The 20,455-nt window shown below is 71.2% G+C and carries 19 protein-coding genes and 1 pseudogene; 11 read left to right on the top strand and 9 right to left on the bottom strand.

Features of this window, described 5'->3' with window-relative positions; translation table 11 throughout:
* Positions 1-53 precede the first annotated feature (53 nt).
* Together ACZ7M2_RS31920 and ACZ7M2_RS31915 are read left to right on the top strand one after the other, a co-directional pair.
* Positions 54-1,019 (top strand): intradiol ring-cleavage dioxygenase, encoded by a 966-nt coding sequence (locus ACZ7M2_RS31920; protein ID WP_471598271.1) that lies wholly within the window; start codon positions 54-56, stop codon positions 1,017-1,019.
* 199 nt (positions 1,020-1,218) lie between these two features.
* The gene (locus ACZ7M2_RS31915; RefSeq protein WP_471598270.1) at positions 1,219-1,890 is read left to right on the top strand and encodes a hypothetical protein; all 672 of its coding nucleotides are present in this window, start codon (positions 1,219-1,221) and stop codon (positions 1,888-1,890) included.
* Between the two features lie 30 nt (positions 1,891-1,920).
* Here ACZ7M2_RS31915 and ACZ7M2_RS31910 read toward each other — a convergent pair whose 3' ends face one another.
* On the bottom strand, positions 1,921-2,199 hold the full coding sequence (locus ACZ7M2_RS31910; RefSeq protein ID WP_471598269.1) for a hypothetical protein: 279 nt from the start codon (positions 2,197-2,199) through the stop codon (positions 1,921-1,923).
* Here ACZ7M2_RS31910 and ACZ7M2_RS31905 point away from each other — a divergent pair.
* The 4 genes and pseudogenes from ACZ7M2_RS31905 to ACZ7M2_RS31890 form a co-directional block, all read left to right on the top strand.
* Positions 2,176-2,481 (top strand): annotated as a pseudogene (locus tag ACZ7M2_RS31905) (Scr1 family TA system antitoxin-like transcriptional regulator); the annotation flags it as partial. The gene ACZ7M2_RS31910 and the pseudogene ACZ7M2_RS31905 sit on opposite strands and share 24 nt — an antisense overlap.
* A gap of 3 nt (positions 2,482-2,484) precedes the next feature.
* A complete protein-coding gene (locus ACZ7M2_RS31900) occupies positions 2,485-2,607 on the top strand; it encodes a DUF397 domain-containing protein (protein WP_471598268.1) in 123 nt (40 codons plus the stop codon).
* Positions 2,604-2,981 (top strand): hypothetical protein, encoded by a 378-nt coding sequence (locus ACZ7M2_RS31895; protein ID WP_471598267.1) that lies wholly within the window; start codon positions 2,604-2,606, stop codon positions 2,979-2,981. The genes ACZ7M2_RS31900 and ACZ7M2_RS31895 overlap by 4 nt, the downstream gene beginning before the upstream one ends.
* A gap of 137 nt (positions 2,982-3,118) precedes the next feature.
* Positions 3,119-4,465 carry a pectate lyase family protein gene (locus tag ACZ7M2_RS31890; RefSeq protein ID WP_471598266.1) on the top strand — a complete coding sequence of 449 codons (1,347 nt, stop codon included), beginning with the start codon at positions 3,119-3,121 and terminating at the stop codon, positions 4,463-4,465.
* A 66-nt stretch (positions 4,466-4,531) separates the two neighbouring features.
* Here ACZ7M2_RS31890 and ACZ7M2_RS31885 read toward each other — a convergent pair whose 3' ends face one another.
* From ACZ7M2_RS31885 to ACZ7M2_RS31875, 3 genes are all read right to left on the bottom strand, one after another.
* Positions 4,532-5,008 (bottom strand): hypothetical protein, encoded by a 477-nt coding sequence (locus ACZ7M2_RS31885; RefSeq protein ID WP_471598265.1) that lies wholly within the window; start codon positions 5,006-5,008, stop codon positions 4,532-4,534.
* A gap of 154 nt (positions 5,009-5,162) precedes the next feature.
* The gene (metG, locus tag ACZ7M2_RS31880) at positions 5,163-6,887 is read right to left on the bottom strand and encodes a methionine--tRNA ligase (protein ID WP_471598264.1); all 1,725 of its coding nucleotides are present in this window, start codon (positions 6,885-6,887) and stop codon (positions 5,163-5,165) included.
* A gap of 189 nt (positions 6,888-7,076) precedes the next feature.
* Entirely contained in the window at positions 7,077-8,966 is a 1,890-nt protein-coding gene (locus ACZ7M2_RS31875; protein ID WP_471598263.1) for a VWA domain-containing protein, read from the bottom strand.
* Between the two features lie 242 nt (positions 8,967-9,208).
* On the opposite strand from ACZ7M2_RS31875, the gene ACZ7M2_RS31870 reads away from it, so the two are divergent.
* Positions 9,209-11,293, top strand: a complete 2,085-nt coding sequence (locus ACZ7M2_RS31870) for a PhoX family protein (RefSeq protein WP_471598262.1) — start codon at positions 9,209-9,211, stop codon at positions 11,291-11,293.
* A gap of 72 nt (positions 11,294-11,365) precedes the next feature.
* On the opposite strand, the gene ACZ7M2_RS31865 is transcribed toward ACZ7M2_RS31870, so the two are convergent.
* Entirely contained in the window at positions 11,366-12,307 is a 942-nt protein-coding gene (locus tag ACZ7M2_RS31865) for a LysR family transcriptional regulator (RefSeq protein WP_471598261.1), read from the bottom strand.
* A 200-nt stretch (positions 12,308-12,507) separates the two neighbouring features.
* Here ACZ7M2_RS31865 and snpA point away from each other — a divergent pair, with 200 nt between their 5' ends.
* Complete coding sequence (gene snpA, locus ACZ7M2_RS31860) at positions 12,508-13,188, top strand: snapalysin (protein ID WP_471598260.1); 681 nt, start codon at positions 12,508-12,510, stop codon at positions 13,186-13,188.
* A gap of 266 nt (positions 13,189-13,454) precedes the next feature.
* On the opposite strand, the gene ACZ7M2_RS31855 is transcribed toward snpA, so the two are convergent.
* Both ACZ7M2_RS31855 and ACZ7M2_RS31850 read right to left on the bottom strand, forming a co-directional pair.
* Positions 13,455-14,450, bottom strand: a complete 996-nt coding sequence (locus ACZ7M2_RS31855) for an endonuclease/exonuclease/phosphatase family protein (RefSeq protein WP_471598259.1) — start codon at positions 14,448-14,450, stop codon at positions 13,455-13,457.
* A gap of 92 nt (positions 14,451-14,542) precedes the next feature.
* Entirely contained in the window at positions 14,543-15,328 is a 786-nt protein-coding gene (locus tag ACZ7M2_RS31850) for an alpha/beta fold hydrolase (protein ID WP_471598258.1), read from the bottom strand.
* A 159-nt stretch (positions 15,329-15,487) separates the two neighbouring features.
* On the opposite strand from ACZ7M2_RS31850, the gene ACZ7M2_RS31845 reads away from it, so the two are divergent.
* Positions 15,488-16,828, top strand: coding sequence for an aminotransferase-like domain-containing protein (locus tag ACZ7M2_RS31845; RefSeq protein ID WP_471598399.1), 1,341 nt, complete (start codon positions 15,488-15,490; stop codon positions 16,826-16,828).
* Here the strand turns inward: ACZ7M2_RS31845 and ACZ7M2_RS31840 are convergent.
* Together ACZ7M2_RS31840 and ACZ7M2_RS31835 are read right to left on the bottom strand one after the other, a co-directional pair.
* Positions 16,743-17,642, bottom strand: coding sequence for a hypothetical protein (locus ACZ7M2_RS31840; protein WP_471598257.1), 900 nt, complete (start codon positions 17,640-17,642; stop codon positions 16,743-16,745). The genes ACZ7M2_RS31845 and ACZ7M2_RS31840 overlap by 86 nt on opposite strands.
* A gap of 241 nt (positions 17,643-17,883) precedes the next feature.
* On the bottom strand, positions 17,884-18,342 hold the full coding sequence (locus tag ACZ7M2_RS31835; RefSeq protein WP_471598256.1) for a hypothetical protein: 459 nt from the start codon (positions 18,340-18,342) through the stop codon (positions 17,884-17,886).
* A 154-nt stretch (positions 18,343-18,496) separates the two neighbouring features.
* On the opposite strand from ACZ7M2_RS31835, the gene ACZ7M2_RS31830 reads away from it, so the two are divergent.
* Both ACZ7M2_RS31830 and ACZ7M2_RS31825 read left to right on the top strand, forming a co-directional pair.
* Positions 18,497-19,132 (top strand): NAD(P)-dependent oxidoreductase, encoded by a 636-nt coding sequence (locus ACZ7M2_RS31830; RefSeq protein WP_471598255.1) that lies wholly within the window; start codon positions 18,497-18,499, stop codon positions 19,130-19,132.
* A gap of 71 nt (positions 19,133-19,203) precedes the next feature.
* Positions 19,204-20,400 (top strand): PP2C family protein-serine/threonine phosphatase, encoded by a 1,197-nt coding sequence (locus tag ACZ7M2_RS31825; protein ID WP_471598398.1) that lies wholly within the window; start codon positions 19,204-19,206, stop codon positions 20,398-20,400.
* Positions 20,401-20,455 lie beyond the last annotated feature (55 nt).

The raw sequence follows: 20,455 nt of genomic DNA, 5'->3' as shown, positions 1-20,455 counted from the left end.
ACCACAGTCCGCACCCATGTTGCTGACAGGCGGGGTCCCTAGCGTCCGTGCACATGACTGAGAAACAAGCACCGGCGCACAAGCGGGACATGACGCGACGTAAAGTCGTTGTCGCAGGTGGCGCGGCTGTCGCGGCCGTGGGCGTGGGCGGCGGACTCGCCGTGAACGCGTTCGCGGGCGAGACGACGGACGCCTCTGCCTCCGCCACCTCTTCCGCCACGGCGTCGGAGACGTGCTACACCCTCACCTCGGAGACCACCGAGGGCCCTTACTACATCGACGCGGACAAGATCCGTCAGAACATCACCGAGGGCAAGGAGGGCATTCCGATGACCCTCGAACTCAAAGTGATCGACGCTGACACCTGTAAGCCCGTGAAGAACGCGGCGGTCGACATCTGGCACTGCACCGCTCTGGGTGTCTACTCCGGCTACGAGGCGATGGGCAGCGGCGGTGGCGGTGGCGGCGGCACCCCGCCCTCCGGCGCCCCGACCGACGCCCCCTCGGGCACGCCCACGGGTGAGCCCCCGTCCGGCGGGCCCTCCGGCGGCACGGGTGGCGGCCACTCCGAGCCGACCGACGACGAGCGCTATCTCCGCGGCACCTGGAAGACGGACAAGCGCGGTTATGTGACCTTCAAGACGATCTTCCCGGGCTGGTACCAGGGCCGCGCCGTCCACATCCACACGAAGGTGCATGTGGACGGCACCTGGACCGACGCGGGCTACGAGGGCGGGCACACCTGCCACACGGGCCAGTTCTTCTTCGACGAGAAGTCGGTGCTGGCGTCGGCGAAGGTCTCCCCGTACTCCACCAACACCACCACGCGCACCACGCTCACCGAGGACACGATCTACCCCCAGAACGGCCACACGGGCGGCCTCCTGTACCTCAAGTACGACAAGAAGAACATCGCGAAGGGAGTCCGCGCGCACCTGACGATGGGCGTGGCCCCGGACGAGACGCACGACAGCACGGACACGCAGCCGAGCACGTCGGCGTCGCCCTCGGCGAGCTGACCCACCGGCTCGCTCGACCCGGGCCCGGAACTCCACTGGTTCCGGGCCCTTTGGGCCGTACGGCGCCGGTGTCCGGTGAGGTTCACCGTGCATGCACAGGCGGTTCGGCGGGGGTGCACAGTGGCGGGGCGTGTGATGGGGAGAGCCGGGTGAGGTCACCTCGCGCCGTACCGGAACACCGCAAGCGCCGGAGGAAGCCATGGGAGTCGTGCTGGTCGCAGTGTTGCTGATCGTCGGAGCGGTGGCCGCGGTCGCCTACCAGCGACGGTTGTCGCAGCCGTACGGCGCGGTGTCCGACCTCGACGCGGAGGCGGAGGCCCACCGGTGGGTGGAGCGGCTCGGTGGGAGCCTGTCCACGCTCGACGCGCGGGGCAACGCGGCGGCGGCGCAGGCCCTGACCGACGCGGCCGAACGCCACCGGGCCGCGCAGGGCCAGTTGGTCACGGCTCGCTCCGGCGCGCAGTACGCGATGGCTTCGCAGACGGCTTTGGAGGGCCTTCACTACATCCGCGCCGCCCGCACGTCGCTGGGCGTCGACCCCGGCCCCGCCCTCCCCGACCTGGGCACGGGCTCGGTCACCGCCCGGGACGGCCGCGTCACGATCGACGGCCGGACCTACGCGGCCTCGCCCCGCCCCGGTGACGGGACGCCGTACTACTACCCCGGCGGGGTCGTGGGTGGCCGGCAGATGCCGGGCGGTTGGTACAGCGCCCCTTGGTGGAAGACGGCCCTGGTCGCCGGCGCGGCCGGAGCCGGCGGGGTGATCCTGGCCGACGCCCTCCTCGACGGCCTCCGCCGCCCGCACGGGGGTGCCCCGATGGGCGGTCCCGGCGGATTCGGAGGCCTGGGGGACTTCGGCGGGCGCTTCTGAAGATCGGGCCCAGGCCTCGGGATTCGGCGCTCAGGCCCGGTCGGCGGTGCCCTCAGGATCCTCGGTGAACAGTTCCTCGGCCGTGGTGGCGGTCAGGGACCGGTCGAACCAGAGCGTGAGGGTGTCGAGGTCGGTGCATGAGGTGATGCGTTCCCGGACGTCCTCGGAGATCTCGACAGCGTGCTTCTCCAGCACGCGCAGGATGGCCGAGAGCACCGCCGGCCCCGGCCGCCGGGCCCCGGTCGACTGGTCCGTGATCTCCGGAACGGTCTGGGGACCGAGTACGACCGGGCGCGTGACCGAGCCCAACGCGACGCGGTCTTGGAGCGGTCGGAGGCTCCCGGTGTCACGGTACGAGTGATCCCGTTCGACGTGGACGGCTTCGCGGGAGCCAGTGCGGAGCTTCTCTATGCGGGCGGCAGGGTCCCCGAGCCGGACACGGCTCAGCGCGACACCCCGCAGGGTTCGGCATTCATGGACGCGGCCGCACAACTCCTGTCCATGCGAACGCTCTTTCGTAAGGTAGAGGCGGTGTCCCTCGACCCCTCCCGCTCCCGGGACTCCGTCCACCGTCCGGCGAAGGAGCTGTAGCACGTGATCCAGTGGCAGAAGTCGACCTTTTCCAGCGGCAGCGACGGTAGTGACTGCGTCGAACTCGCCCACCGAGACAGCACGTTGTTGCTCCGCACCCGTTTCCGCGCGGACCGTACGTCGTGACGGCCGACGACGCGTTCGGGCGCGCCCTGGATGCCGTGCTGCGGGACCTTCGGGCCCAGTGTTCCGTGCGGCCCGATGTCCGTGAGCCCGAGGACGACTACCCGGGGCTCATCCTCTACGCCCCCGACGGCTCCGGTCAGGGTGTGTACGGGGTGGGGCTTGCCGAGGTCGCGGACGGGGTGCAGGACTGGGCCGTGGAAGCGCTGTGGGCGGAGGGGGAGTCGGCGGTGTGGCCCCCGTGCCCGGCGCATCCGGACTCGCATCCGTTGAGTGCGACCGTCGTCGAGGGCGTGGCGGTGTGGGTCTGCCCCAAGGAGGACGAGGTGCCCGTCTGTCCCATCGGTGAGCTGCCCCCGCGTGACGCGAACGGGTAGCGGCGCCCTCTGTCCGATGAGTCGAAAGAAGATCGGCAACCTTTTCGGCCGTCGCGGCCACTGATGAGTCAGAAGCACCGTTCAGCGGGGCTTCGTGCACCACAACACGTGCTCCACCACCACGTAAGGACTCATCCGTGGCATCCCCCTCGCACCGCAGGTCCCTCCGCAAGCGTCGCGCCGTCATCGTCTCCGCCGCCGCCGTCACGGCCGCGGGCCTCGGCGCCGTCGCGTTCGTGATGAACGCGAACGCGGGTACGGTCGACCTCGCGCACCAGGTGCTGCCCGCCAAGGACGGCTGGGCGGCATCCGGAACCGGGACGACCGGCGGCTCGCAGGCCGGCTCCTCGCACGTCTACACCGTCAGCACCCGCGCCCAGCTCGTGAAGGCGCTGGGCAAGGCCGACAACTCCACGCCCAAGATCATTCAGATCAAGGGCGTCATCGACGCCAACACCGACGACTCGGGCAAGAAGCTGACCTGCGCCGACTACTCCGCCGGGACCGGCTACTCGCTGTCCGCGTATCTCAAGGCCTACGACCCCGCCACCTACGGCCGCTCCAAGCTGCCCTCCGGCACGCAGGAGAAGGCCCGCGACGCCGCGCAGCAGAAGCAGGCGAAGAACATCGTCTTCAAGGTGCCCGCCAACACCACCATCGTGGGTGTGCCGGGCACCAAGGCCGGGATCACCGGTGGCAGTCTGCAGGTGCAGAGCGTCGACAACGTCATCATCCGCAATCTGACCTTCTCCGCCACCGAGGACTGCTTCCCGCAGTGGGACCCGACCGACGGCGACAGCGGTAACTGGAACTCCCAGTACGACGCCGTCACCCTGCGCGGGGCGACGCACGTGTGGGCCGACCACAACACCTTCACCGACGCGTCGCACTTCGACAGCGCCAACCCGAAGTACTACGGCCGCGAGTACCAGATCCACGACGGTGACCTCGACATCACCAAGGGCTCGGACCTGGTGACCGTCGAGCGCAATCAGTTCACCAACCACGACAAGACCATGCTGATCGGCAGCAGCGACACCGACAGCGTCGGCAAGCTGCGTGTCTCCATCCACCACAACGTGTGGAAGGGGATCGTCCAGCGGGCTCCCCTGACCCGGATCGGCCAGGTGCACATTTACAACAACTACTTCGACACCACGACCGTCAACGGGTACGTGCCCCTCTACAGCATCAACTCCCGTGCCAAGGCCCAGGTCGTCGCCGAGGACAACTACTGGAAGGTCCCGGCGGGCGGGAAGATCTCCAAGCTGCTCAGCGGCGACGGCACCGGCTCGATCGCCGGCGGCGGCAACCTCGTCAACGGCACCTCGACCGACCTCGTCGCCGCGTACAACGCCGCGAACTCGAAGAAGCTGAAGGCGACGGTGAACTGGACGCCGACCCTGAACGCCGGGATCCAGTCCTCCGCGAAGAACCTGCCGACCGAGCTGGCCACCACCACCGGTGCGGTCCTGACCTCGTAGGGGACGGCAAGGGCGCCCGGGGTCGGAAGGTTCCGGGCGCCCGGTCCTCGGATGCCGCCGCGCGGCTCAGGTGTCGTACTGGCCGTTCCACGGCTCGGCGAACGCGAGACGGTCCGGGTAGAGCTCGGCCCAGGTCTCCTCCTCGTCCTCCCTGATCACCAGGCCGAACAGGACGCCGTCGACGGTGCGTTGGAAGGGACGGACCGCGATGTCCGTGTAGGAGCGGCGAGGCAGGCTCCGCAGGAGTTTCGCCAGATGGGCCCTGGCCCGGGACAGCACCGAGTCCGGTCCGTCCGGCGCCAGTTGCTGTTCGGCCCAGGTGCCCGCGCACCAGATCTCCGAGTCGCGGTAGCGGCCCGCGGCGTCGAAGGTGTGCAACACCGTGTAGAGGCGTTTGTGCTGTTCCCAGCCATCGTCGGGACGGTAGCCCTCGGGGAAGGCGTAGGTGATCGACGCCAGGAACTGGCCGTCCGCGTAGCGACCGATGCTCTCGGTGCGGGACTTCGGCTCGTAGGCGATCGGGATGACCGGAGGGACTGCCATGGCGAAACCATACGGGTGGTCAAGAGCATGTCACCAGCGGGGTCGGTTTCCGGCCGAGGAGTGAGACGGAGGGGGCTACGAAGAGGAGTGCGGCGGGCGGGGAAAGAGCGGGGCCCGGCACCATTTCGGTGCCGGGCCCCGCTCTACGCCGTCACTACTCCGGTGCGCCGCCGAAGCGCTCCTTGTACGACTCCAGGTCCTCGTCCGTGATCTTGGCGAACAGGACCGGGGGAACCGTGAAGGGGGTGCCCGCGGGGACGGCGGACAGGGACCTCGCCTCGTCCGCCGAAACCCACACCGCCGTGTCGTCCGTCAGCGCGAACGCCGAGCGCATCGCGCGGGAGGACGCGGGGATGAAGGGCTCCGAGACCACCGAGTAGAGGTGGATCAGGTTCATCGCCGTGCGCAGGGTCAGGGCCGCGCCGTCGGGGTCGGTCTTGATCTCCAGCCAGGGGGCCTTCTCCTCCAGGTAGGAGTTGCCCGCCGACCACAGGGCGCGCAGCGCCGCCGCGGCCTTGCGGAACTGGAGGGCCTCCATCTGGGTCTCGTACTCGGCCAGCAGGCCCGCGATCTCCTCGCCGAGCTTCGCCTCCGCCTCGCCCGCCCCGGTGCCCGCCGGGACCTCCTCGCCGAAGCGCTTCTTGGAGAAGGACAGGACGCGGTTGACGAAGTTGCCGAGGGTGTCGGCCAGGTCCTTGTTCACCGTGGCGGTGAAGTGCTCCCAGGTGAAGGACGAGTCGTCCGACTCGGGGGCGTTGGCGATCAGGAAGTAACGCCAGTAGTCCGCGGGCAGGATGTCCAGCGCGTGGTCGGTGAAGACACCGCGCTTCTGGGACGTGGAGAACTTCCCGCCGTAGTACGTCAGCCAGTTGAAGGCCTTGACGTAGTCGACCTTCTTCCACGGCTCGCGCACGCCCAGCTCGGTGGCCGGGAACATGACGGTGTGGAAGGGGACGTTGTCCTTCGCCATGAACTCCGTGTAGCGGACCGGGTTCTCGCCGGAGTCCGCCTCGTACCACCAGGACTTCCAGTCGCGGTTCTCCGGGTCCTGGTCCGCCCACTCCTTCGTCGCCCCGATGTACTCGATCGGCGCGTCGAACCAGACGTAGAAGACCTTGCCCTCCGCCGCCAGCTCCGGCCAGGTGTCGGCCGGGACCGGGACGCCCCAGTCCAGGTCACGGGTGATCGCCCGGTCGTGCAGGCCCTCCGTCAGCCACTTGCGGGCGATGGACGAGGCGAGCTGCGGCCACTCGTGCTCGTGGCGCGCCACCCACTCCGAGACCTCGCTCTGGAGCTTCGACTGGAGGAGGAAGAGGTGCTTGGTCTCGCGGACCTCCAGGTCCGTCGAGCCGGAGATCGCCGAACGCGGGTTGATCAGGTCGGTCGGGTCCAGCACACGCGTGCAGTTCTCGCACTGGTCGCCGCGGGCCTTGTCGTAGCCGCAGTGGGGGCAGGTGCCCTCCACATAGCGGTCCGGGAGGAAGCGGCCGTCCGTCGGGGAGTACACCTGGCGGATCGCGCGCTCCTCGATGAAGCCGTTCTCGTTCAGGCGGCGCGCGAAGTGCTGGGTGATCTCGCGGTTCTGCGGGCTTGAGCTGCGGCCGAAGTAGTCGAAGGCCAGCTCGAAGCCGTCGTACACCGCCTTCTGCGCGTCGTGCGCCTGTGCGCAGAACACGTCGACCGGCAGACCCTGCTCCTTGGCCGCCAGCTCGGCCGGGGTGCCGTGCTCGTCCGTCGCGCAGATGTAGAGGACGTCGTGGCCGCGCTGGCGGAGGTACCGGGAGTACACGTCCGCCGGGAGCATGGACCCCACCATGTTGCCCAGGTGCTTGATCCCGTTGATGTACGGAAGGGCGCTGGTGATGAGGTGTCGAGCCATCGCGGCTGCTCCCAAGTCGTTACGTGTCGTTACGTGGGGTGACGATCGTCGGTGCTGGTCGTACCGTCGGTCGTCTTGCGAACCTTGAAATCGTAGCCGACATGGGTGGGCCGCCCGTTTCCCTTTTCAAGGGGTGGGAAACGGGCGGCCTCCGGTTTGTTCTTGTTGGGCCTATGGGTGCTACGGGTGTTACGGGCGCCAGTTCTCCAGCACGCCCTCGTAGACCTCCGCGTCGGTCAGCTCGCGCGGGGTCGGGCCCGCGTGGAAGAAGGCCGTGTTGTCGGTCTTCAGCTTGCGGAGGTAGTCGAAGGCCTTGTTGTCGTGCTCACCGAACGCGACGAACGAGAAGAACACGGTGGGGTGGTCCTTCGCCGCGTCCGTGAGGGACTGGGTGGCGGGGGTCTTGGCGTCCGGGGCGCCGTCCGTCTGGAAGATCACCAGGGCCGGGTCGGTGGTGCCGGACTTCTGGTGGTGCGTGACGACTTCTTCCACCGCGATGTGGTAGCTCGTACGGCCCATGCGGCCGAGGCCGGCGTGGAGGTCGTCGATCTTGTTCTCGTGCTCGGGGAGGGTGAGCTCGCCGGTGCCGTCCAGTTCGGTGGAGAAGAAGACGACCTGGACCTTGGCCTCGGGGTCGAGGTGGGCGGCGAGGGCGAGGGCCTGCTCGCCGAGGGCCTGGGCGGAGCCGTCCTTGTAGTACGCGCGCATGGACGCGGAGCGGTCGAGGACGAGGTAGACCTTGGCCCGGGTGCCGGTGAGGTCCCTCTTCGCGAGGGCCGTTCCTGCTTCCTGGTAGGCGGTGGCGAGGTCGGGGGCGTGGGTCTTCACGTGGGTGAGGGGGGTGGCCGGGGTGCCGGTCGTTCCGGCCTCGGCTTCGCCTTCGGCCACGTCGTCTTCCCCGCCCGCACCACCCGTGACGCTCTCGTCGTCGGGTGCGGGTGGCCCTGCCGGGGGCTGATCGCCGTCGGCGGCGACCGGCTCGTTCGCCGAGTCGTGCACCGGCTCGTCCGTCGGCACGTCCACGGAGTCGGCCGCCGGCTCGTCCACCGAGGCCGCGACCGGTTCCGCGACCGGTTCGGTGACCGCTTCCGTGGTCGGTTCCGCGACCGGTTCGGCGACCGGTTCGGCGGGGGTGATCTCAGCGGTGACCGGGGCGGGGGTTTCCTCGGCGACCGGCTCCGAGGGCTCCTCGGCGACCGGCTCCGAGACCTCCTCGGCCGCGGGCGCGGGAGCCTCCTCGGCCACGGGCTCGGAGGCCTCCGCGGCGATCGGTTCCGGGGTGTCTTCGGTGACCGGCTCGGAGGGGTCCTCGGCGGCGGGCGCGGGGGCTTCCTCGGTGACGGATTCCGGCTCGGGCTCGGAGGCCTCCGCGGCGACCGGTTCCGGGGTCTCTTCGGCGACCGGTTCCGAGGGCTCCTCGGCGGTGGGCGCGAGGGCATCTTCGGCCGCGGGCTCGGGAGCCTGTTCGGCCTCGGGTTCGGGCTTCGGGGCGGACGCCTCGGGGGTCTCGGCGACCGGCTCGGACTCGACCACGGGTTCCGGCTCGGGCGCGGGCGCCTCCACCACGGCCTCAGCCTCTGCCTCGACCTCGGGCTCGGCCGGAACCTCGACCTCCTCGGCCTCGGTCTCGGCCACCGGCTCCGCCGTGGCCTCGGTCTCGGTCTCGACCTCGGCCGTGGCCACCGGCTCGGGATCCGGAGCCGGAGACGGAATCGAAGCGGAAGCCGAAGTAGAAGCGGAAGCGGAAGCGGCAGTCGGAGTCGGTTCCTCCTCGGCCTTCTCCTCCTCGGTCGCCTTCGTCTCGTCGGTCGTCTTCTCCTCCAGTACCGGCGCCGCCGGCTTGGGGACCGTGACGTTGTCGAAGGCCGCCGACACCAGCTCGTCCACCACGGACGGCTCCGACGAAGGTGCGGGGATCTTCGGCTCCGCCTCCTGAGCAGGAGCCGGCGTGGGCTCCGGCTCGGTGGCCGGGGCCGGGACCGTGGGGGCCGTAGCCTCCGTCGGCGAGGTCTCCGCGTCGGCGTCACGCCCCTTGCGTGAGCGGCCGAACGCGTTCCGCAGGAGAGTGAGAATGCCCATGTGCGCAACCCTTCGCATGAGTTGAAGCCGTCAATCCCTGGCCAGGACGGACACGTAAGGTTAGCGGCCGTCTCCGGCGATCTTGGGCAGGGTCGGGTACCGACAGGTAGCGGTGTCAAGAGCGTTATCAAGACCCCTGCGAGAGCGGGAGGTTCACACTCTGTTCACCCGGCCGCAGGGTGCTTGCACCCGCACCCCCCTAGCGTCACGCTCACACCAAGGTTTCGTAAGGGGAGAGTAAAATGCGCAGACTGCTGCCGTTGATCGGAACGCCCGGTTCACATCCCGGTGGGCGATCTGCCCTGACCTGTCGGTTCCGCTGTGGTGACGCCTGCTTCCACGAGGTGCCCAACACCAGCGACAACGCGTACGTCGGTGATGTCATCGCCGGTGCGATAGGCCGCCGTTCGATGATGCGGGCCGCGGCCGTCGTCACGGTCGCCACGGCGACGGGTGCGGCGGTCGTCGGCACAGGTGCCCAGGACGCGCAGGCCGCTCAGGGGGTGGAAGGGGGTGCCGCGGCCCGTGCCGGACACACGGCCGACAAGGCCGCGCGCGGGCTCCGGTTCAGCCCCGTCCCGCCGAACACCGCCGACGCCGTCACCGTCCCCGGTGGATATGGCCAGAATGTCGTCATCCGTTGGGGTGAGCCCATCCTGCGTGGCGCTCCCGCCTTCGACCCGGAGCACCAGACCGCCAAGGCCCAGGCCGGCCAGTTCGGTTACAACAACGACTTCCTCGCTCTCCTCCCGCTGCCCGGCGAGCGCGGACGGCAGCTGCTCGTGGCGAACCACGAGTACACCGACGAGGTGCTGATGTTCCGCGGGTACGACCCCGCGAACCCCACCCGTGAGCAGGTCGAGGTGGCGTGGGCCGCCCACGGTCTGTCCGCCGTCGTGGTCGAGGAGGACCGCGGGACCGGCAGGCTCACCGCCGTCACCCGGCACGCCCTCAACCGTCGGGTCACCGCCACCACCGAGTTCCGGCTCACCGGCCCCGCCGCCGGGTCCGACCTGCTCAAGACCTCCGCGGACCCGACCGGCCGCAAGGTGCTCGGCACGCTCAACAACTGCTCCGGCGGCACCACCCCCTGGGGCACCACGCTGCACGGCGAGGAGAACTTCAACCAGTACTTCGCCAACGGGAGCCGTGGCACCGACAAGCGGTACGGGCTCGGTACGGGCGCGACCGAGCGCAAGTGGGAGCGGTTCGACAAGCGGTTCGACGTGGCGCAGGAGCCCAACGAGTCGCACCGCTTCGGATACGTCGTCGAGTTCGACCCGTACGACCCTTCCTCCACGCCCCGCAAGCACACCGCGCTGGGCCGCTTCAAGCACGAGGCCGCGACCGTGCGGCTGACGGACGACGGGCGGCCCGTCGTCTACACCGGCGACGACGAGCGTTTCGACTACTTCTACAAGTTCGTCGGCAGCAAGCGGATGCGGCACGGTTCCTCGCGCTCCGTCCGGGAGTACAACCTCTCCCTCCTCGACGAGGGGACGCTCTACGTGGCCCGGCTGACCGGCGACTCCCCCGCCGCCGACATCGACGGGAGCGGGAAGCTTCCGGCGGACGGGGAGTTCGACGGCAGTGGCGAGTGGATTCCGCTGGCCACCGCGACCGCCCGCGGAGCCGTCTCGCACGTGGACGGGATGACGGCCGAGGAGGTCCTCGTCTTCACGCGGCTCGCAGGTGACAAGGTCGGCGCCACCAAGATGGACCGGCCCGAGGACATCCAGCCCTCCCCGCACACCGGCAAGGTCTATGTCGTTCTGACCAACAACACCAACCGTGGAAAGGCCGGGTCCGCGGGTGCCGACGAGGCCAATCCGCGCAATGCCAACAAGCACGGGCACATCCTGGAGCTCACCGAGCGCCGGGGCCGCGCGGAGGCGACCACCTTCGGCTGGTCGCTGTTCCTCGTCGCGGGCGACCCGGCCGACCCCGCGACCTACTTCGCGGGCTTCCCGAAGGACAGGGTCAGCCCGATCTCCTGCCCGGACAACGTGGCCTTCGACCCGCACGGCAACCTGTGGATCTCCACGGACGGCAACCAGCTCGGATCGCACGACGGCCTGCTGGGCGTGGCGACGAAGGGCGAGCGGCGCGGTGAGCTGAAGCAGTTCCTGACGGTGCCGACCGGCGCGGAGACCTGCGGGCCGATCATCCAGGACCGGCGGGTGCTCGTCGCGGTCCAGCACCCGGGCGAGATCGACGGCGCGTCGGTGGAGAAACCGGCGAGCAACTGGCCCGACGGACCCGGGAAGATCGTGCGCCCGGCGGTCGTCTCGGTGTGGCGCACGGACGGCTGCGACATCGGGGTCTGAGGCCGCGGGAAGTCGTCGCGGGAGTCGTCGCGAAAGCCGCGTACGGGTCTTGACGGGTCTCCTTGACGGGTCTTAGGGGAGGGCTGGGACGGGGTTGTCCACACCGCTGCGTTCCAGCCACTCCCGGTATGCCGGGGACTGCTGTGCCGTCTCCCGGTATGCCTCCGCCAGGTCCGGATAGACGCCGTCCAGCTCGGTCTCGGTGCGGGCGGCGAGCAGCAGGCGTACGCCGAGGGGGTCGCCGTACAGTCTGCGGACGACCGTCTCGGGGCCGGACTGCCGGGTCGGCTGGCAGACCGTGATGACCTCACCGGTCGCCACCAGGGACGCCGTCGTGTGGTAATCGCCGTGCAGGACACGGGGGTTGAGCCCGGCCGAGCGCAGCATCCGGTGCACCGCGTCCCACTCGCCGTCGACCGTCGGGTCGATCATCCAGCGGTCCTCGGCCAGGTCGGAGAGGCGTACGACGGAGCGTGCGGCGGCCGGGTGGTCGTTCGGCAGGGACACGAACTGGGGCTCGCGCTCGACCAGGACGCGCAGCCGCAGCCCGCTGGGGATGCGCAGCGGGCAGCCTTCGACCTCGTGCACGAACGCCACGTCGAGCCGGCCCTCGGCGACCAGGTTGAGCAGGGCGTTCGCGGACACGTCCATCTGGAGGACCGGTTCATGGCGGCGTTCGCGCAGTCGGCGCAGCCAGCCCGCGAGGGCACGGCTCGCGGTGGAGCCGATGCGCAGTTGGGGGTCGTCCGCGGCGGCGGCGCGGGCCTCCGCGACCAGGGACCGCATTTCGGCCACCAGCGGGCGGGCCCGGCCGAGCACGACCCGGCCGAGCGGGGTGGGACGGCAGCCGGTACGTTCGCGGGTGAACAGCTCCCCGCCCAGCTCCTGTTCGATCCGCCGCAGCTGGGTGCTCAACGAGGGCTGGGCAACGCCGAGCAGGCGCGCGGCGCGGTGCAGGCTGCCGGTGTCGGCGATGGCGCACAGCGCGCGGAGATGCCGGACCTCAAGCTCCATGCCGTCGGAGCCTAAGTCGCGGGCGTGGGTTGCACCAGACGCACAAACCCCTTGCAAGGCAGGCGAGTTGGACGCACCGGGACGGTGTTGGGCAGCTCGCCCCGATAGGGCTGTCCTATCGCCGATTGCCATCATCACAGCGGACGCACAGGCATCGACACTCACCGATGACGACTTCACCCCCCACACAAGGAGTCATCATGCGACTCTCCCTGCCCATGCTCTCGGCCGCGGTCGGGTTGGGCCTCACGGCCGCCACGTTCGGCGCGGTCCCGGCGACGGCGGCCCCGGCCCCCGCTCCCGTCTCCGCGTCGGCCCCGTATGCCGGTTACTCCGGATCGGCCGCGGAGGCCACGGCGAACCAGGCGTTCTTCCAGGCGGTCATCAGATCCGTCGCCGAGAAGCGCGCCGCGAACCCGAGCAGCGCCGCGGCCGTCACGGTCGTCTACAACGCCTCCCGCGCGCCGTCCTTCAGCGCGGAGATAGCCCGCAGCACCCAGATATGGAACAGCGCGGTCGCGAACGTCAAGCTCCAGTCGGGTTCGGCGTCGAGCGCCGACTTCACCTACCGCGAGGGCAACGACTCGCGTGGCTCCTATGCCTCCACGGACGGCCACGGCAGCGGGTACGTCTTCCTCGACTACGCGCAGAGCGAGCAGTACGACCCGATCCGCATCACCGCGCACGAGACCGGCCATGTGCTCGGTCTGCCCGATCACTACTCCGGTCCGTGCAGCGAGCTGATGTCGGGCGGTGGCCCCGGCCCGTCCTGCACCAACGCGATCCCCAACGCGACCGAGCGCTCGCGCGTCAACCAGCTCTGGGCCAACGGTCTCGCGCAGGCGCTGGACAAGGCCCTGAGCAAGACCAGCGCCCGCTAGGGCCTTTCCGGCGGATCATGCCGCGACGCGGGGCTCACCAGCGTCGATGAGGCATCGCCCGTTTCCTGCGACCTGATCCGGCGGTCAGGCCCTGGGCGGCCGAACCCGTAACAGCCAGTCCCCACCCCCCACAGGTGCGGGCCGTCCCCTGCACGGGCGGCCCGCACCCCCTGTGTGGGGACCGGTCGGTGCGGTGAGGCGATGGCGTGGGCCGCGGCGACCTCCTGGCGCAGCGGCTGACCGCATCGCCCCACCGATCCTGGGGCTCATGTGTGCTGGTGAAGGGTGATATCGACGACGAGCGCGCGATGGTCGCTGCCGGCGATGTCGAGGAAGGTGGCCGCGTTCGCGGAGAAGTCCGGGGAGACGAGGACGTGGTCGATCTGGGCGCCGAGGGTGGGGGCGGTGCGCTCGGGCCAGCTGAGGGTGCGCGGGGAGCCGGCCAGGCGGGCGCTGTCGCGCAGTCCGGTGTCGAGGATGCGGCGGAACGCGGCGTGGTCCTGGGAGGCGTTGAAGTCCCCGGCGAGGATGGTGGAGCCGTCCTTGCCCCCGGCGGCGTAGTCGCGCAGTTCGCCGAGCTCGTGCCGCCACAGTCCGACCTGCCCCGGCAGCGGCGGCATGGGGTGCGCGAGCTGGAGCCGTACGGCGTGCCCCTGTACGTCGGCCACGGCCCCCGGCATCCCCATCGTCCCGCGTACGCCGTCCGCCCTCGCGAGCGGGAACCGGCTGATGATCACGGAGCCGTCGGATCCGGCGCCCTCGACGGACACGCGGTACGGATAGGCGCCTCCCGGGCCCTGGAAGGCCTTCTTGAGCGCGGCGGAGCAGGTGTACTCGCACTCCTCCACGAACACGATGTCGGGCCGGTGCCGTCGGACGGCGGCGACGAGCGCGCGGGCACCCCTTCCGAACTGCACGTTCGACGTCATCACCCGCAGTTCGGCGACCGGACTCCCGGTCGGCTCGCTGGTCCTGCCGTAGGGCTCGATGTACCAGGCGAGCGCGCCCAGCACCAGCACCCCCCACACCAAGCCGGTCCGCCGGCGGGCGAACAGGGCGAGCAGGAGTCCGAGGCCGGTGGGTGCGAGGAGCCATGGCAGGAAGGCGAGCAGCTGGGGCACGGGAGTGATGCCGTCGCTGTCGGCGGCCCGGCATCCGACCACCGCGCTCACCCCGGACAGCAGCAGCCCGGCCGCCCAGGCCGCGGCCCGACGGCCCCCGGAGCGCGTCGGCCGGTCCTCGGAGGCCGCCGGGGCGGTCACCGCGGTCTCAGCAGTCTCAACGTCCCGGCCTGCCTTCCGCTCGTTCGCGTGGGGTGCCCGAATCCTCCCTCACCGACGGGCGGGGCGTCTGCTCAGGCGTCGAGTCCGTCCAGGAAGTCCGCCAGCGCCCCGTTGAACTCCTCCGGTCGTTCCAGGTTCGGCAGATGGGCCGCCGAGGCGATCACGCTGAGCGTCGAGTGCGGCAGCGCCGCGTGCATCGCCTCCGCGTCCGGGACCGGCGTGTACGCGTCGTCGGCGCCCACGACGACGAGGGCCGGCACGGTGACGCGGGTCAGCAGGTCGCGGTAGTCGGGGCGTTCGGCCCGTCCCCGCAGGGCCGCCGCCGCGCCCTCGGGCGGCGTGGCGGTCATCATGCGGTGCACGTGCGCCGCGACCTCGGCGTCCGCGTACGGCGCGACCATCTTGTACAGCACCTCGTCGGCGTAGCCGGCCATGCCCTCGCGCAGCAGGCGGTCCGCCATCGCGGCGCGCGCCTTCCTGCCCTCCGGGGTCTCGGCCGACGGGAACGTGTCGGCCAGCACCAGCCCCCGGATCCGCTCCGGGAACAGCCGGTAGCACTCCATCGCGATCTGGCCGCCCATGGAGAGTCCGGCGAGGATGAACCGGTCCACCCCGAGGTGGTCGAGCAGCGCCGCGATGTCCTCGGCGAAGGTGGCGAGTGGCGTGACGCCGGGGACCACAGGAGACGCGCCGTAGCCGCGCAGGTCCGGGGCGATCACTCGCCGTCGCGACGAGAACGCGACGATCTGGGGGGTCCACATCGTGCGGTCGAAGGGGTGGCCGTGGATCAGGACGAGAGGGAGCGCCGTGGCATCGACAGCGCCCCCTTTGTCCTCGTATACGAGGAAGGGTGCCATGGTCACGACCCTAGGTCCGGCCAACTCCTCGGTGCAATAGGATCTTTGCCCTCGGTGCAATCCAGGAGACGCGATCCAGGAGACGCACTCCGGGCAGTGCGATCCAGGCGGTGCGACCCGGTGCCGCGATCCGGAACGCGAACAGGGGGACTTCACGTGGTGGACGACTACCGGCGCATCGCCGACCGGCTCGCCGACGACATCGCCGCCGGGCGGCTCAGCCCCGGCGAACGACTGCCCCCGCAGCGGGCGTTCGCCCGGCGGCGCGGGATCGCCGGATCGACGGCCGGACGCGTCTACGCCGAACTGGTGCGGCGCGGACTGGTGGTCGGCGAGGTCGGGCGCGGCACCTTCGTCCGGGCCGCCCCGGTCCCCTCGGGACGCGCCCTCGCCGAGCCGTCCCCCGAATCCCCGGCCCCGCTCGTGAATCTGGAGCTCAACTACCCGTCCGTGCCGGGCCAGTCGGAGCTGCTCACGCCCGCCCTCGCCCCGCTGCTGCGCCCCGACGTCCTCACCGAGTCCCTGCGCACCGCTCCCGCCACCGGTACGCCCGCCGCCCGCGAGGCCGTCGCCGACCTCCTCGCCACCCCGGGCTGGCGTCCGGCCCCGTCCCGGGTGGCCTTCGCGGGCAACGCCCGCCAGGCCATCGCCGCCGCGTTCGCCTCCCTCGTCCGGCCGGGCGGCCGTGTCGGCGTCGAGGCACTGACGTACCCCCTGGTCAAGGAGATCGCGACGCGGCTCGGCGTCACCCTGGTCCCGCTGGCCATGGACGACGAAGGGCTGCGGCCCGAGGCGGTCACCGCGGCCCACCGCTCGGCGCCCCTGTCCGCCGTGTACGTCCAGCCCACCCTGCACAATCCGACCGGCGTGACGATGGGGGACGCGCGCCGCCGGCACCTGGCCGGCACCGCACGCGACCTGGACCTCCCGCTCGTCGAGGACCGCATCTGGTCCTTCCTCCACACCGGCCAGGACCCCCTCGCCGCGCACGCCCCCGAGCGCACCTACCTCGTCGACGGCCTCTCCAAGCGGGTCGCGCCCGGCCTCACCGTCGGCTTTCTCGTCGCGCCCGAGGACCGGGTCGAGGACGTGGCGGCGGCGCTGCGCTCCGGTGCCTGGAGCGCGGGGCGGTTCGCGCTGGAGGCCGCGGTGCGCTGGCTGGCGGACGGCACGGTCGACCGGCTGGTCACCGCCAAGCGGGCGGACGCGGAGCTGCGGCAGGGGCTGGTCGCCGAGCGCCTCGCCGGGTTCCGTGTGCGGGCCGATCCGCGGGCGTACCAGGTCTGGTGGGAGCTGCCCGCGCCGTGGCGGGCGGACACGTTCACGGCGGCGGCAGCGGCGCGCGGGATCGCGGTGACCCCGGGTTCGGCCTTCGCCGCCGCCCCGGCCGCCGCGGCGGGCGCTTCGGACGCCGTCAGGCTCGGACTTGCGTCGGTGGCTCCGCCGGAGCTGGCCCGGGCTCTGCGGACGCTCGCCGACGTCGCGCGTACGCGGCCGTGAGCAGGGCGGTCAGCGCCACCGTGAGGCCGAGGACGAGCAGCGCCCAGGAGACCAGGCGCAGGGTGTCGGTGAGGGCGTCGTAGACCGCGCCCACCGCCGTGGGGGACACATCGGGCGGCAGGTCGGCGAGGGTGAGCCGGCGGCCGACGGCGACCGCGACGCCGAGCAGCGCGGCGCCCAGCGCCGTGCCGAGCCCGGTGGCCAGCACCGCCTGTCTGCGGCACACCGCGACGAGGATGCCCGTCACGGCGAGGACGGCCGCCGAGACGGGCAGCCAGAATCCGGCGACTTCAAGCACGTGGAACCCCTTCCGGAGCTCGGCCAGATCCTCCGAGGGCAACACCGTGATCTCGGTGTGCTCGACGTGGATACGGTTCGCCAACGGCACGTGCGCGTCGGCGAGTTGACTCCTGACCTGTTCGGCGACCGGGGCGAGGTCGATCGTCACGGCCTCCTCCCGGTCACTGCGCAGCGCCCGCATCACCGCCTCGTGCGCGGCCCGGTTCGCCGCCTGCCACGCCGTGTGGAACGCCGGTGTCAGCGTGAACGAGCGCACCGCGTCCCGTACGAAGTGGTTCACCGGCCCCTGGAGCGGTGCCCGCACGTGGACTTCGCGCAGGATCCCGGTCGTGACGGCCGCGGCGATCGCCTCCCGTACGTCCGTGTCGGCGGCGAGCGGCTCCATCGCGGCCGCGTAGCGCTCGTCGTCGCCGATCCCGTACGCCGCCCAGGTCGACAGTGCGCCGAGCGGCGTGAACAGGCAGGCGAGGGCGATCAGGACGGCCGACAGGGCGCTGCGCACACGAGGGGACACCTCACCAGGCAAGGCCGCGTGGGCGGAGAGCGCGAGCGGTGTGACTCCATATGGGTGCAAACGACGAGCCGCTCCGGTGGAGAGCTCACCCGAACGGGTGTTACCTGGTTGTAGCGGCTCTTCCCCAGACTCCTGGGACTTGGTCCCAGGGGGTAGGTGAGTGAGGGAGGTGCACGAGGCCCCGGCAGCCTGCCGGGGCCTCGTGCACCATGCCGTAGCGTCGCGTCGGCGTGCCGCCGCCTCAGTTCACCGGATGGCCCGCCGCGTCCTCGTGCGTGTAGTAGTGGTAGAAGCTCGCCGCGAACACGAGCACCGAGGCCCCCAGCCCAATGAACGTGGAGCGCAGCACGGACTCACCGGTCGTGCTGAAGAGGAACCCGAACGCGATGCCCGCGAACGCGGTCCACACCAGCGCGTGCAGTTCACGCCTCAGCACCGGCGCCAGCATGCGCACGCCGATGTAGGCGGCCGCGAACACGATCGCGCACACGAACCCGAACAGGACGTTCCAGCCCGTGATCGATCCGGCGTCGCGCGCGTTGGCCGCCGCCCAGTACCCGTAGAGCAGCCCGCCGGCGACGGGCACCGCCCACCTCGCGACGGCGTGGGTGCGCGCGTCGAAGACATCGGGTGCGCGGTGCGTCCGCGCCGCCCAGGTCGAACCCGCGATGCCCGCCGTTCCCGCCGTACGCCCTGTCACCGCTCCGTGTCGTGCCCCTGACGCCTTCGAGACTGGTGCCACGTGAGTCATGGGAGCACTCCTCTCTCCTCGCCCCGCCTTCCAGGTCACACCCCGGCCGGGTGGCTGGCAAGTCGGGATGCGGGGGTTTTGGCCGCGTGTTTCGCTGAACTCCATGAAGGTCGTACTCTTCGGCGCCACCGGAATGATCGGCAGCCGTATCGCAACGGAGGCATCGGCGCGCGGGCACCAGGTCCTGGCGGTGAGCCGCTCCGGGCAGTCGCCGGTCCCCGGGGTCACGGCGACCGCCGCGGACGCCTCGGACACGGCGAAGGTGACCGAGCTGGTGGCGGGCGCGGACGTGGTGGTCTCGGCCTGCGTACCGCCGAGAGACGGGACGGATCCCCGGGGGCCGTTTCTGGCGCTGAACACGGCGCTGGTGGAGGCCGTCCGGGCGGCCGGGGTGCGGCGGCTGGTGATCGTGGGCGGGGCGGGCAGTCTGGAGGTCGCGCCCGGACAGGAGGTCGCGGACCAGCCCGGCTTCCCCGCGGCCGTGCTCCCGGAGGCGCTCGCCCACCGCGACGCCCTCAATTTCTACCGCACGGTCGACGACCTCGACTGGACGTACATCTCGCCCGCCGCCGACATCGCCCCCGGCGCCCGCACCGGCACCTTCCGCCTGGGCGGTGACCGGCTGCTCACCGACGACCACGGCAACAGCAGGATCAGCGCCGAGGACTACGCCATCGCCCTCGTCGACGAGCTGGAGACGCCCGCCCACCCGCGCGCCCGGATGTCGGTGGCGTACTGACGAGGAACGGATGGTACGGCGACGTGGGCGCCCTGCGACGCATCCGAGACCTGTCGCCGCTGCTCGGCCCGGTGCCCCCCGAGCAGCGCGACGTCTCCGTCCAGCGGCAGAAGACGCTGCGGCGGCGCGGCCACAGCGTCGCCTGGGTGCCGCCGCTGCTCCTGCTCATCGCCATCGGACTGGCCGACTGGAACACCTCCGGCGAGTTCCGGATCATCTCCTGGATCGTCCTCGTCCCCGCCATCGCGGCGGCGATCTGCGGGGTGTGGACCACGGCGGCCTTCGCCTGTCTGGCGGTCGTCACCTACGTCGAGATCGACGCGTCCTGGCAGCACCAGTACCAGACCGGCCTTCCCGACTTCATCCTCGTCACCGTGGGCGGCGTCCTCGCGGTCCTGGCCTGTGCGGTGCGGGTCCGCAGCGAACGGCGCATGCTGCACATGATGGACGTCGCCGAGACCACCCGGCGCACGGTGCTGCGCCCGATGCCGCCGGGCTGGGGCGGACTCGACCACGCGGCCGTGTACCTCGCCGCCGACAGCGAGGCCCGGGTCGGCGGGGACTTCTACGACATCCAGCCGGGCCCCCGCGGCACCCGGCTGCTCCTCGGCGACGTGCAGGGCAAGGGGCTGGGCGCGGTGGAGTCGGCGGCCGCGCTGCTCGGCACGTTCCGCGAGGCGGCGTACCACGAACCCCTCCTGCGGACGGTCGCCGACCGTCTGGAAGTGCGGATGCGCCGGCACGTCGGCTACCGCACGGCGATCGGCCGCGACGACCGCGACCGCTTCGCCACCGCCGTCCTGGTGGGCTTCCCCGACGACGCCCGGAACACCGTCGAGTTCGTCAACTTCGGCCACGATCCGCCCCTCGTGGTCGCGCCCGACGGCGTACGCACCCTGCCGCCGGACCACGGACTCCCGCTGGGCCTCGCCGACCTGACCTCCGACCGGCCGCTCGTCCTGACCGCCGTACTGGTACCCGGCGAGACCCTGCTCCTCGTCACGGACGGGGTGACCGAGGCCCGCGACGCCGACGGAGCGTTCTTCCCGCTCCTCGACCGGGTGACGCGCGCCCTGACCGAGGACCCGCGCACCGTCGAGCCGCAGCACCTCGTCGAACTCGTCCGCGACGGCACACTGCGGCACTGCGGCGGGCATCTGGCCGACGACACCACGATCTTCGCGGTACGGCGACGGGAGGACTCCAGGCCGGTGGTGTCACCGAACGTGGTCCCGGAGGGCACGGGCGGGGGCACAACCCAGTCATAGGCGGGCGTTTGCCCGGCTGCCGTCCCCCCTTCGCAGGCGCAGCGGTTACGGTGCT

The sequence above is a fragment of the Streptomyces sp. NPDC111507 genome (assembly GCF_055638955.1).
Note: the sequence above shows the minus strand (reverse complement) of the source record. Positions and strands in the feature narration are given on the sequence as shown.